Here is a 13171-nt window from a genome sequence, read left to right on the forward strand (position 1 = left end):
TTTTTATTCATTCTTGTACTGAGTTTATCGAAGTGTCATTTCTAAAAATCACTTGAATTGACGAATTTTAATTCAAAATGCACAACGAGTTATTTTACTTAAAGTTTATTCGTCCTCCTGCAACTTTTTTCTGGTTGCGTTGTTTCGGATTTCCATAAATATCTATTACTCCTCCTGCACGTGTTTTGGCTTCTACAGATTTTGTAGATGTAGCCTCTATTACTCCTCCTGCGTTTGTCGTTAACGATGAATTTTCTGCTTTTAAGGTTTTAGAATAATATTTTCCTCCAGAATTAGCAATAACAGTTTGAGATTCTGCTTTACCTGTTAAAATAACTTCTGCACCAGAATTTATCTTAACATCTAATTTTTTTGTATCAATAGGTAATTTGATTGATGAACCTTCATTTGAAGTAAGATTCAAGGCTTGTGATTCAACTTCGTCATCAGAATAAATTCGAGAACCTTGGCTTGCTTGTATATCGTACAAGTTTTTGTAAAATACTTTTACCGTAGCACCATCACCTTGCATTAATTTTGTACCCGATAATTTTATTTTCAACTCTCCGTTGTTATTCTCAACCTGAACATCTTCAGCATTTACACCGTCTATTTCAACTAAATTTTTGTTTGAAGATATTAATTCAACAGGAATTTTATCATATACTTTTAATGAATTAAAATCGCCTACATTTCTTTCTGTTTGCGCAAATGCGAATTGAGTTCCAAATAACGCAATAGCTGTTAATACAATATTTCTCATAAAAAAAGTTTTCTTATTTTGATTTGATTAAGTTACACAAAATTCAAACCAAAAAAGAAAACTCTCTATTAAAAATAAGTTCTTATGAAACTATTTTTCTTTTATTTTTGAGCTGTTAATTCAGCAATACGTACAATAACTTCTGTTGCTTTTAACATAGATTCTACAGGAACATATTCGTATGGTCCGTGAAAATTATGTCCACCAGCAAAGATATTTGGACAAGGTAATCCCATAAAAGATAAACGTGAACCATCTGTACCACCACGAATTGGTTTGATGTTTGGTGTAACGCCACAATCTATAAGTGCTTGTTCTGCAATTTCTACAGATTGAAATTTTTCTTTCACTTTTTCAATCATGTTAAAATATTGATCAGAAACTGTTGCAGTAATCACTTCGTGATCAAAACGCTCTTGCATATCAGCTGCAATTTGTAAAAATAATGCTTTACGCGCTTCGTATTGCTCCATGTCATGGTCACGAATAATATAAACCAATTTAGCTTCAGTTACATTTCCAGACATTTTTGCTAAATGAAAAAATCCTTCGCGATCGTCTGTTAATTCAGGAACTTCATCACTTGGAAATTGAGAAGCAAATTCCATCGCTAAATTAGCTGCATTGATCATTTTATCTTTTGCATAACCTGGGTGAACAGATTTTCCTTTGATTGTTACAATACCAGAAGCTGCATTAAAGTTTTCGTACTCTAATTCTCCAATCTCAGAACCGTCCATTGTATATGCCCACTCTGCTCCAAACTTTTCTACATTAAAGAAATCTGCACCACGACCAACTTCTTCATCAGGTGTAAAACCAATTGCGATACGACCGTGTTTTATTTCTGGATGAGCGATAAGATATTCTGCAGCTGTTACAATTTCTGCAACTCCTGCTTTATCATCAGCACCTAATAATGTTGTACCATCTGTTGTAATGATTGTTTGACCTTTATATTGAGATAATTCTGGAAATTCTGAAGGAGACAAAATCATGTTTTCGTTTAACTTGATATCTCCACCATCATAATTTTCCCAAATTTGAGGTTTTACATTTTCTGCAGTATAATCTGGTGATGTATCCATGTGCGAAACAAAACCAATTGTAGATACTTCGTGTGCTACAGTAGAAGGAACAAATCCAAAAACATATCCATTTTCGTCTATCGAAACATCTTCCAAACCAATTTGTTTCAATTCTTCAACCAAATAATTTGCTAAATCCCACTGACGATCTGTACTTGGAAATTTATCTAAAAAAGCCTCACTTTCTGTGTAAACACTAACATATTTTAAAAAGCGGTTAACCAACTTTTCTCTCCATTCTGTTTGCATTGCGTTTTAATTTTTGTCAAAATTAGTAAATTATCTACCTTTAAAGCGCAAATTAACCCAAAAAAATGAGTGAACTAACTTTTAAGATTATTGAATGCCCACGGGATGCTATGCAAGGTCGTAAAGATTTTATTCCGACTGACGCTAAAATAGATTATCTAAATCGTTTATTAACAGTAGGTTTTGAGGCAATTGACTGTGGAAGCTTTGTGTCTCCTAAAGCTATTCCACAAATGGCCGATACCCAAGAAGTGTTGAATAATATTGATAAAAGCACATCTAAATCAAAATTATCTGTTGTTGTTGCCAATCGTAGTGGCGCTATAAAAGCGAATGAGCATGAAAAAGTAGATATTGTAGGTTTTCCTTTCTCTATCTCAGAAAATTTTCAGCAATACAACACAAATAAAAGCCGTGAAGAAGCTTTTGAATTGGTGAAAGAAATTAATCAAATTACTAGCGATAATGGTAAACATATGTTAATTTATCTATCGATGGCATTTGGAAATCCCTATGGAGAAGAATGGAATGAAGAAATTGTAAAAGAATGGTCGCAAAGATTTGCGGATATTGGAATTACATCTATCAATTTGTCTGATACGATTGGCGTTGCAGATGAAAAAACTGTTTCTGATTTATTTCAGAATTTAATTCCTCACTATCCAGAAATAGAATTTGGCGCACATTTTCATACCGAATATTCTAACTGGCATCCAAAAGTAAAAGCAGCTTATGACAATGGTTGTAGACGTTTTGATGGTGCAATAAAAGGATTAGGAGGATGTCCAATGTCACAAAGTGAAATGGTTGGTAATATGCCTACCGAAAAATTAATTAGTTTTGCAAATGAACACAAAGAAAAGCATGGTTTAAATTTATTTGATTTTGAATCAGCTTGGAATGTTTCGTTAAAAACATTTGGCTTAATTTAGTCTTAACAATAAACTAAAAAATCAATTCTTTTGTTAAAGGAAATTAAAATTTCGTAGACTTTGACAAAAAAAGTTAAATTTGCTCATCGGTAATAATAAAACCGATGCTTAGAATATCAAAAATGAAATTAAAGTATATGAAATTTAAAACGAGTTTGATGTTGTTAATTGCAACATTATTTACTGTAAATACTTTTGCGCAAACTGCACAAACAAAACCAACACGCCTTGCAAAAGTAGATGGTATTGCTGCTGTAATTGGTGATCAAATTGTTTTAGAATCGGATGTTGATCGTGATTTTTTAATGTCTAAACAACAAGGTATTAAAACAGAAGATAAATGTGATTTTTTGAATGACATGATGCTAGACAAAATGTTAGTGGATCGTGCAAGACAAGATACTTTAATTAAAGTAACACAAGATGAAGTTACACGCCAATTAAATTCTCAAGTTGATGGTTGGATTGCCCAAGCTGGAAGTGAAAAGCAAATTTTAGACTTTTTTGGTTTCCGTACAATGGCAGAATTAAAAAATGAAACACGCTATTTGGTTGAAGACAACATTTATGCACGTGAAAAACGTACAATGGTTGTTAAAGGTGCTGATGCGACACCAGAAGAAGTTCGTTTGTTTTTCGAAAAACACCAAGGTGAATTACCTGACGTAAAAGATGAATTATCATTAAGTCATATTGTTCTTTATCCTGAAGTTTCGGAAGAAAATCAACAAAAAATTATTGATCAGTTAAAAGAAATCAAAAAAGAAATTGAAGAAGGTGCATCTTTTGCAACAAAAGCAATTTTATATTCAGAAGATCCAGGTTCTTCTAATAACGGTGGTGAATACAAAAAAGTAAGCCGTGGAAAAATGGTAAAAGAGTTTGATGCTGTTGCATTCAACTTACAAGAAGGAGAGATTTCTGATCCATTCAAGACTGATTTTGGTTACCATATTGTTAAATTAGAAAAACGTAAAGGACAAGAATTAGATTTACGTCACATCTTAATTTCATTAAAACCGACAGAAGAAGAGATAAAAGCAGCAACGAACAAATTAGACTCTATTCGAGTTTTAATAAATGACAATAAAATGACATTTAAAGATGCGGCGCTTAAATTTTCTAATGATAAATACACAAAATTTAATTCTGGAAACTTAACAAATCCTAATTCTGGAGAAGATCGTTTCGAGAAAATGGCTTTACCTTTAAATATGTTTACAGCAATATCAGGATTAAATCAAGGTGATTTATCAAATGTTTTTGAAGATGATTTTGAGAACAAAAAAGCATTACGTCTTTTAAAAGTTGATAAATTTTATCCTGCTCACAAAATTAATTATGAAGACGATTATTACCGTATTCAGAAATTTGCAGTGCAAGACAAAGAACGTACAATGCTACTAGACTGGGTAAAAAGACAAGTTGGTGATGCGTTTATTAAAATTGGAGATGCATACAAAAATTGTGATTTCCCTATTGATTGGGAGAAAAAACAAATAAAATAAAATTCTTATTATACAAAAAAGCTCGAGAAATTCTCGAGCTTTTTTTATATCTTAATTCTAACTAATTACGTCCTATTTTGTAATTTGAGATGGCCAAATTAACTTATTTGTATCAAAGCCAACTTTTTTAGCTGAATCTAGAAAACGTGTTTTTACTTTTTCCGAAATCTCTTTTTTACGAGATAATATCCACAAATATTTGTAATCTTCGCTTGCAACTAAAGCATTGTTGTATTCTTTATCAAAATCAATAATATTCAATTGTTTAGCGAAAATAGGTAAAAATGTTGTCGATAATTTTCCTACATTTTCTATCTCCTGCTTCCCTATTCCTTCGGTTTTATCCCAAGCTTTTTTCTTTGCATCAAAACCACGTACAATAATGTCTAATGATCCTTTTTCTTCATTTAACGTAAAACGATGCGTAACATTGGTTTGATTTTTTTGCACTTTATTTTCTATACGAGCAATTTCATACCAACGTCCTAGAAATCCTCCCAAATCAAAATTCTGAGCAGGTTTATACTTTACATTCTTCTTATTATGATTTACAATATATGCAGTTGTCCCTATTGCAAGAGCAGCAAGGGCTAATTTTTTTAAATTCATTTATCTAAAATGTTAAGTTGCAAATGTATCAATAAAAATAAAATTGAAAAAATTAGAATTAATTATTTGATTTAATTAAAAATATATTTAATTTTATTAAATATTAATTTAACTTTATTTAAAAATGATTAAAAAATTACCTGTTTCTTGTCCAAGTTGTGAAAACGAGTTGGCTGTAGAAAAATTAATTTGCAACAATTGCGAAACACAAGTTGTCGGAAATTATCAATTGCCATTGTTTTTAAAACTTTCTGTAGAAGAACAAGATTTTATAATGCAATTCTTTTTGAGTAGTGGTAGTCTAAAAGATATGGCAAAACAAATGGATGTTAGCTACCCTACGATGCGAAATAAAGTAGATGATTTAATTACTAAAATAAAAACTGTTTCTGATGAATAAAGAGTTTACCGTTTCTATGTCTCCATTTTTTAAGATAACAACTGTTATTTTAATCATTTTATTAATCCTAATTGGACTATCTCTTTCTTATAATGAGAAAAGTTTATTTACAAATCTTATTTATTGGGGAACAGTACTTCCTATAATTTTAGGTTGTTATTTATTATCCTTGAATAAAATTAAAGTAGACTTTAATAATATTTATTTAATCTCAAAAATAAAAACGATAACTATTCCAGTTAATAAGATTCAAAATATCTCAAAAAAATCTCAAAATAATCTCATGATTATTGGAGCAAGAGGTATTTATGGACTTATCGGAATATCAATGGATAATTATAGATGTAACATAAAAGATCGTTCAAAACTAGTTGCTATAGAGCTAAATAATGTAAAATATTTGATTAGTTGTGATAATCCAAACGAATTTATTAATACTATAAAATCACTAAAACATGATTAAAAAATTACTTAATCCATTCGCTTATTTTGAAGATAAAGCATTGTTAATTATTGGAGTTTTAGCACATCTTATTTTTACATATATAGCCAAACTTACAAATTCTAATTTTCCTGATTTTTTAAGCATCAAAAAAGGTTTAATTGATTTTACTTTTTGGGATTTATTGTATCAAAATACACGAAATATTGGAATTGCAATTTTGTTTTTATTTATTTTAGGAAAGATCATCAATAAGCGAACACGTTTCATTGACATTGTGAATGTCGTTTTAATTTCGAGAATAGCTTATTATATTGTCTTTATAACCGATTTTATTCCAATTGTAAACAATAAATTAAACAAGGTAACAGATAGTATTCAATCTAATAATTTATCCGTTTTACAAGAATCTTCAACCATGCTTGTTATTCTGATTGTTGCATTTGTTGCTATATTTTTTATTTGCGTTATGTTTTATTATTTATATATCGGATTTAGGACTGTAACCAATCTAAAAACTATACAACAAACCTTTGCTTTTATTGCAACTATTCTATTTATCATTATAATTTCTTCTGTTTTAACGCTATTAATACCACAAACTTTATGAAAAAATTATTATCGACAACATTTTGTGTTTTTGGCTCTCTCCTATTTGCCCAAGAACTCAATAAACCTGCTTTAGACAGTTTATTTACTTATATGAATAGAGAAAAAATTGGTGCAGGAAGTGTTTCTATTTTGAGAGATGGAAAAGAAATATATGCTAATAGTTATGGAAATCGTGACTACGAAAATAGTCTACAAAATAATACACAAACTAAGTTTCGTATTGGTTCTATTTCTAAAACTTTTACCGCAACTCTAATTATGAAGATGGTAGAAAATGGTAAATTAACTTTAGATACAAAACTTTCTCAATTTTATCCAAATATCATAAATGCGGATAAAATAACTATTCAGAATTTATTGCAACATACAAGTGGAATTCAAAATATTACATCAACACCCTCTTATTTAGAATGGTATTTAAAAGATATTTCAAAACCAGAAATGCTAGCAAAAATTGATAAATTAACTTCAGATTTTGAACCAAATACAAAAGAAAAATATTCTAACACCAATTATATTTTATTAACCTACATTTTAGAAGATATTAGCAAAACTAAATACGAAAATCTACTTCAAAAATATATTATAAAGCCATTAAAACTGACTAATACAAAAATTGGAAGTAAAATTTCTAACAATAATAATGAAGCAAAATCTTATGAATATCAAAATAATAACTACATTCTTCAACCAGAAACATCTATGACTGTTCCCTTAGGAGCAGGTTTTATTGTTTCGACACCAACAGATTTAAATACATTTATGAATGCATTACTAAATGCTAAAATTTTAAATCCGACTACAGTTTCCCAAATGAAAACTATAAACGAAACACATGGTTTTGGATTGTTTAATGATAAAATTGATAACGAAATAGGAATTGGTCACAATGGCGCAATTGATGCTTTTAGATCGTATACTTTTTGTTTTGAGGCTACAAAATTTTGTTATTCTGTGATACAAAACAGTAATGAAGTAAATCTTGCTGTTATCAAAAATAATTTGTTTAACGCCACATATAACCTAAAAATAAATTATCCAAAAAAAGTAATTTCAGTTAAAATAGAAACAAAAACTCTCGCAAAATACACCAACACATATACGTCTACCGATATTCCTATTGGAATTAGTTTTTTTGTAGAAAATAATACATTGATGGCACAAGGAGACGGACAACCGCCATTTGCGTTAACAGCTAATAATCAAACAAATTTCACATTTGAACCAGCTAAAATAGAAATCATTTTTTCTGAAGATGGAAAAACAATGCAAATGATTCAAAATAAAAGAACGTTTAATTTCATCAAAAAAGATTAAAGAAAATCACTAAAAAATAATCTAAGTCTACTCGTTATGCATTTTGATAAAATTCTATTCTCAATACAATTTTTATTCTCTTCGTTTCTAAAAATCACTCAAATTGATGAATAACGGGTTTAGATTTATTTTAATATGAGAGAGCTTTCAAAAGCTCTCTCATATTCTTTTACAACAAAACATAAATACTTACATTTACGCTTCTTATACAGAAATATTTCGATGAAAAATTATAGCCAAATTGAAGCCAGATTACAACAAGAACTAATCGTTTTAAAAAACAAGAAAAATAAATTGAGCAACATCCGTTTAATTTGTTTTCTAATTGCTGTTATTTTCTTCATTATTTATGCAACAAAAGATCATTTTTTATCTTTAATAATTGCGTTTATAGCTGTTTTCGTTTTAATTATTTTAGTTGTTATTTCCTCTAAAATATCTTCAGAATTTGACTATACAAAGCAAGCTTTAATGATTATTTCTCAATTATTCATCAACGATAGAGATGATGATTATGAGACGGATAATGTGCAATTTGATAATGTCTACAACAAAGATTTAGACATACTCGAAGGAAAATCATTATTTAATCGCATCAATAAAACACAAACGCGATTAGGAAATAATCAGTTAAAAACATATTTATCTAATTTACTTTTATCTAAAGATGAAATCATAAAAAGACAAGAGGCATTTAAGGAATTAAGTCAAAAACATGAATGGATTGTAAAATTTTTAACGTTTTCTAAACGATTAAACATGAATCAATCTGCTTTGTTCAAATATGAAAACAGAGTTTTTAAAAATCAAGCAATTCGTTTTATTCCAATCATTTTTGCAAGTATAAATATCGGTGTATTTATCTATTTGGCAGTTAATGGTTTTCCGAAAAAAGACGTTTTTTATTGGCTAGTTAGCGCTATTGTTTTCGCAAATATTATCAATTTTATTTTTAGACATAAATTAGCTAAAGTTTCTGCTTACACCAATATGAAAGCTGATGAATTGAGTAATTTGAATGAAATTTTTCATCATATTGAAGAAGAAAATTTTAATACAGAGCTTAATCAAACCATCAAAAAAGCTTTTGTTACAGACAATCAAAAAGCATCAGTATTAATCAAAACAATTTCATCGAGCAAAGAAACATTAGATGCTGCAAATTTTCCTATTGTCGGTTTTGTTCTGAATAATTTGTTTTTGTGGCGTTTATATTATTCGATTCAATTTGAAAATGAAGTTCAAAAAACGGTGAATAAAATAGAACCTTGGCTGCAACAATTTGCATCATTAGAAGCCTTTGTTTCGTTTGCTATTTTCAATGATAAATTTTCTGATTTTTCTACGCCAACAATTTCTAATGAACCGTATCAATTAAATTTGAAAAATGCGTATCACCCATTATTAGAGGAATCTATAGCAGTAAAAAATAATTTTGAAACCAATAGACCCAATAATATTGCCATTATTACTGGCGCTAATATGGCTGGAAAAAGTACTTTTTTGCGTACAGTTGGTACAAATTTGGTTTTAGCGATGAATGGTGCAAATGTAAGTGCAGAGGAAATGATTTTTTATCCGATGAACCTTTTTACAAGCATTAGAACCGTTGATAATTTATCATCTGGAGATTCATATTTCAAAAATGAAATCAATAAATTAAAGATTTTGATTGATCGTTTAGAAGAAAAAATTCCACATTATATTATTTTAGATGAGATTTTAAAAGGAACTAATTCGGAAGATAAACTAATTGGTTCTCAAAAATTTTTAGTAAAATTGATGAATATGCCTACTCAATTAGTTGGTTTTATAGCCACACACGATTTAGAATTAACAAAGTTAGAAAATGATTTTCCTGCTCATATCATCAACTATTGTTTTGAACTGAAAAATATAGATAACAATTATTTATCCGATTATAAATTGCGTAAAGGCACAACAAAAATGATGAACGCAATTTTCTTAATGAAACAATTCAGAATTATTGATTAAAACTCAAGTTTGGTTAGTTTTTTATCTTTAATACAATAAAATTCGTAACCATCTTCGCCAATTTTAAATACTTTTTCTAAATGAATCACATCATATTTTGGTAAAAGTTGATTGTATTTTTGTAATAAATTTTCAGGTAATTCAGATGAATCAATTGGACGTTCTATCTCCAAACCATCATCCAAAGCATATTCTAAAACCAAATCGCTATTTCGCCATTTTAGAGTTGTTTCATTTTTATCTCCTTTTGCAACAGTATACAATTGAACTTTATCTTGATTAATGATTTTTTCTGAACTACTTGTCAATAAAACAATACCAGAAATAACCATTGCTCCGTAACCTATTTTTCGGAATAAAAAATCGCTCATAAAAGGTAAAATATACTTCACCGTGTATGCAGAAACGACAGAAGCCATTGCAATCGTTAACCCTAACAACAGGGCGTTTTTAGAATATAATCCTAAAATAATATAGATGACAAGTTTTATTAAATGTAAGATAATTTCGTTGGCTGCTCGTGTTGCTATAATTTCTTCTTTTGTTAAACCATATTTTAAATAAAAACGATTAAACAATAAACCAATTGCTCCTGTAATTCCAGAAACAAATCCAGCCAAAAAACCAATAATTGCCAAAACATACTTTGGCGAAGATTTCTCTTCTTTATCCTGCTCTTTTTTACTCAAAAATAATTGTGGAACATTAGAAATAAGTAAAAGAGCTACTATTAATTGAAGATAAATGGGATTGATATATTTTATTAGATATGCACCCAATAGTACCGCAGGAATAGAAAATGGTACAAACCAAAAAAAGATTTTCCAATGTACCGATTTTCGAAAAGCTACAATCCTAGAAGCAGAACTTGTAAAAGTACCTACGGTTAACGAAAATGGAACAAGAGATGTCGGAATAATTAGATTTAGAATTGGAATTAAAATCAAGCTTGCTCCACCACCACAAATTGCACTGATCCAAAAAGCTAAAATTGCACCAACAAATAAAAGAAAAATTGTGATTACCATTACATTTGAACTATATGATGTAAAGGTAAGTTCTGTCAATAAAAATAATCTGATAAACGAATAAACTTAAGCAAAACTTAAGAATTCTAAAATCACTTCAAATTAAAGAAGAAAAAAGCCAAAATATCATCTAATATTTTGGCTTTAAAATTTATTATTTTGTTACAGGCGTCTCTTTTGCTGCATCATACAAAATAGAATCTTTTTGTTCTTGTGTCAAATCATATTTATAATCAAAGACCGCAGATTCCCAATCTCCGTAACCAACATTTGGTAATACAATAAATCGTTTACCAAACTCCAATTTTAACGTTTCAACTGCTTGCGCTCTTTCTTTTTCTGATTTATGATTATCAAATAGAGATGAAAAATCTGTTAAACTATCACCCAAAAGTAGTACAATATCATACTCTTTTGAGATATTTTGACGACGTGCTTCTTTGCTACTTTCTTTACTTCTCAAAATTAAATTTTGAGGAGATTGAACTGGATAATCATATTTCACCAAATTAGCTAAAGTTCCTGGACGTTCTACCTCATAACGATTGGTAATATAAAAAATCTGAATACCTTTGCTTGCCGCATATTTAAAGAAATCTAACGATCCAACCAAAGGCGTCGCAATACCTTTCGAAGTCCAATTTGCCCAAGAATCTTGCGTCCACGTTTTACCTTGTTTTGCCATTTCTACAGCATAATAAGAATTGTCCAAAAACGTTTCGTCTATATCTGTTACAATCGCTAATGGTTTATTTCCTTTCTTTGCAATTGCTTCGTCCAAACGCTCTTTTGCAATATTATACGCTTGTTGACTTAACGCTTGATATTCCGCTGCACGCTGCTGATAGAAAGCTGCATAGATTTTTCCATCAACTTGTAAACTTTGATAAGGCGATTGTTTTTGTTGTTGCTCAGTTGCAACTTTTGGAGTTTGACAAGCTGTTAAACCAAAAAGTAATGCACTTCCAAGCATCAATTGTATATGTTTCATATAATATAAAATTCTGAATTTGTAAAATTACGGAATCAAAACGGAACCAAAAAAAATGTCTTAACAAATAACTTTAATTAACTGAATATCTGATTGATGCAAATGTTTTTTCAACTGATAAGATTGATTATTAATCATTAAATCAATCGTTAGCGCATCATTTTGATGAAATTGATTCAAATTTGGATTAAAAAAATAGATATTTCTGATAAGTTGTGAATCGGGTAAAATCGTATTCTTCAACAAAATATCATTCGTTCCCATGCTCAATTCTCCATAAAAAGTAATAGCTGCTTTTAGTACTTTTTTCGTAAAATATGACGAATAAGTTGCTTCTTTCAAATCAATTCTGACAGTTTGGTCTGATTTATTATGAATTGTGATTAAAATATCTAATGTATTTTCTTTCTTCGTCACCGAAGATATTTCGAAATCATACATCATATTTAATTCATGAGAGTTATCGATTAAAACTTCATCTTTTACAATCTCAATAAATGATTCTTTTGAAGGTTTAGAATCATTAACATCAACCATTTGTTCTTTATTATTCTTTGAATTTATTTTTCTCCAAACCACAAAAACAATCAGAATAATCAGTAAAAGAATTTCATATTTCATGTTGTAAATTTAGGGAATTATTGGATTTTAACACTTACATTTTTTTTTGAATTAGTGATTCTATCCAATTAATTTTGAAATAATTGTTATTCTTAAAACTTTCATTTAAATTAGTTGTAACTAATACTACAACCAACATGAATCTTACTTGGAAAAAAAAATATTGCCTCTAATACCAAGCTATATGAGAATGAAAAACAAATAGGAAGTTTAGAAAAAGAAAACCTATTTAGTAATTCAGTCATCGGAAAAATAGGAACTGAAAGTTATTATTTTTATAAACTCAATTTTTTTGATAGTCAAATTATTATAAGTGATATCACATCCAAAAATCAGCAATTCGGCACAATAACATTCAATATTTGGAATACAAGAGCAGATATTTATATCGGAAATGAACGATACACATGGCTTTACAGTAATATTTGGAATACTGAGTGGACGATTACAGAACCAAATGGTAAAAAAGTCAATTTCAAATCTGACATATTACAAGGTAAAATTACTTCTGATACGCAAAATCAATTACTTCTACTTATTGGTCTATTTATACACAACTATATACAAAATTCTACTTATGTGGTATTCCTAATCCTCTTTATTCCTGCATTATTGC

At 29.0% G+C, this 13171-nt stretch carries 13 protein-coding genes; 7 read left to right on the forward strand and 6 right to left on the reverse strand.

Annotated elements, in window-relative coordinates:
* Positions 1 to 94: 94 nt before the first annotated feature.
* On the reverse strand, positions 95 to 763 hold the full coding sequence (locus RSC72_RS10150) for a head GIN domain-containing protein (RefSeq protein WP_332546544.1): 669 nt from the start codon (positions 761 to 763) through the stop codon (positions 95 to 97).
* 101 nt (positions 764 to 864) lie between these two features.
* The gene (pepT, locus tag RSC72_RS10155) at positions 865 to 2100 is read right to left on the reverse strand and encodes a peptidase T (protein WP_332546542.1); all 1236 of its coding nucleotides are present in this window, start codon (positions 2098 to 2100) and stop codon (positions 865 to 867) included.
* Positions 2101 to 2165: 65 nt separating this feature from the next.
* Here pepT and RSC72_RS10160 point away from each other — a divergent pair, with 65 nt between their 5' ends.
* Both RSC72_RS10160 and RSC72_RS10165 read left to right on the forward strand, forming a co-directional pair.
* A complete protein-coding gene (locus RSC72_RS10160; protein WP_332546540.1) occupies positions 2166 to 3032 on the forward strand; it encodes a hydroxymethylglutaryl-CoA lyase in 867 nt (288 codons plus the stop codon).
* 137 nt (positions 3033 to 3169) lie between these two features.
* Entirely contained in the window at positions 3170 to 4540 is a 1371-nt protein-coding gene (locus tag RSC72_RS10165; RefSeq protein ID WP_332566027.1) for a peptidylprolyl isomerase, read from the forward strand.
* 72 nt (positions 4541 to 4612) lie between these two features.
* On the opposite strand, the gene RSC72_RS10170 is transcribed toward RSC72_RS10165, so the two are convergent.
* Entirely contained in the window at positions 4613 to 5149 is a 537-nt protein-coding gene (locus RSC72_RS10170) for a lipocalin family protein (RefSeq protein WP_332546536.1), read from the reverse strand.
* 124 nt (positions 5150 to 5273) lie between these two features.
* Here RSC72_RS10170 and RSC72_RS10175 point away from each other — a divergent pair, with 124 nt between their 5' ends.
* The 5 genes from RSC72_RS10175 to RSC72_RS10195 all read left to right on the forward strand — a co-directional run bounded on the left by RSC72_RS10175 (position 5274) and on the right by RSC72_RS10195 (position 9915).
* A complete protein-coding gene (locus tag RSC72_RS10175) occupies positions 5274 to 5549 on the forward strand; it encodes a DUF2089 family protein (RefSeq protein ID WP_332546535.1) in 276 nt (91 codons plus the stop codon).
* Entirely contained in the window at positions 5542 to 6012 is a 471-nt protein-coding gene (locus RSC72_RS10180; RefSeq protein ID WP_332578490.1) for a PH domain-containing protein, read from the forward strand. Before RSC72_RS10175 ends, RSC72_RS10180 begins: the two co-directional genes overlap by 8 nt.
* Positions 6005 to 6601, forward strand: coding sequence for a hypothetical protein (locus RSC72_RS10185; protein ID WP_332545094.1), 597 nt, complete (start codon positions 6005 to 6007; stop codon positions 6599 to 6601). Before RSC72_RS10180 ends, RSC72_RS10185 begins: the two co-directional genes overlap by 8 nt.
* The gene (locus tag RSC72_RS10190) at positions 6598 to 7920 is read left to right on the forward strand and encodes a serine hydrolase domain-containing protein (RefSeq protein WP_332545095.1); all 1323 of its coding nucleotides are present in this window, start codon (positions 6598 to 6600) and stop codon (positions 7918 to 7920) included. Before RSC72_RS10185 ends, RSC72_RS10190 begins: the two co-directional genes overlap by 4 nt.
* 222 nt (positions 7921 to 8142) lie before the next feature.
* Entirely contained in the window at positions 8143 to 9915 is a 1773-nt protein-coding gene (locus RSC72_RS10195; protein ID WP_332545096.1) for a MutS-related protein, read from the forward strand.
* On the opposite strand, the gene RSC72_RS10200 is transcribed toward RSC72_RS10195, so the two are convergent.
* The 3 genes from RSC72_RS10200 to RSC72_RS10210 all read right to left on the reverse strand — a co-directional run bounded on the left by RSC72_RS10200 (position 9912) and on the right by RSC72_RS10210 (position 12555).
* Complete coding sequence (locus RSC72_RS10200; RefSeq protein ID WP_332545097.1) at positions 9912 to 10943, reverse strand: sulfite exporter TauE/SafE family protein; 1032 nt, start codon at positions 10941 to 10943, stop codon at positions 9912 to 9914. The two genes, RSC72_RS10195 and RSC72_RS10200, sit on opposite strands and share 4 nt — an antisense overlap.
* A 154-nt stretch (positions 10944 to 11097) precedes the next feature.
* The gene (locus RSC72_RS10205; RefSeq protein ID WP_332545099.1) at positions 11098 to 11934 is read right to left on the reverse strand and encodes a 5'-nucleotidase, lipoprotein e(P4) family; all 837 of its coding nucleotides are present in this window, start codon (positions 11932 to 11934) and stop codon (positions 11098 to 11100) included.
* Between the two features lie 60 nt (positions 11935 to 11994).
* Positions 11995 to 12555: a hypothetical protein gene (locus tag RSC72_RS10210; protein WP_332545100.1), complete on the reverse strand. Its 561-nt coding sequence runs from the start codon at positions 12553 to 12555 to the stop codon at positions 11995 to 11997.
* Between the last annotated feature and the right edge of the window lie 616 nt (positions 12556 to 13171).

Source organism: Algoriella sp. (assembly GCF_036647415.1).
Lineage (GTDB): Bacteria > Bacteroidota > Bacteroidia > Flavobacteriales > Weeksellaceae > Empedobacter.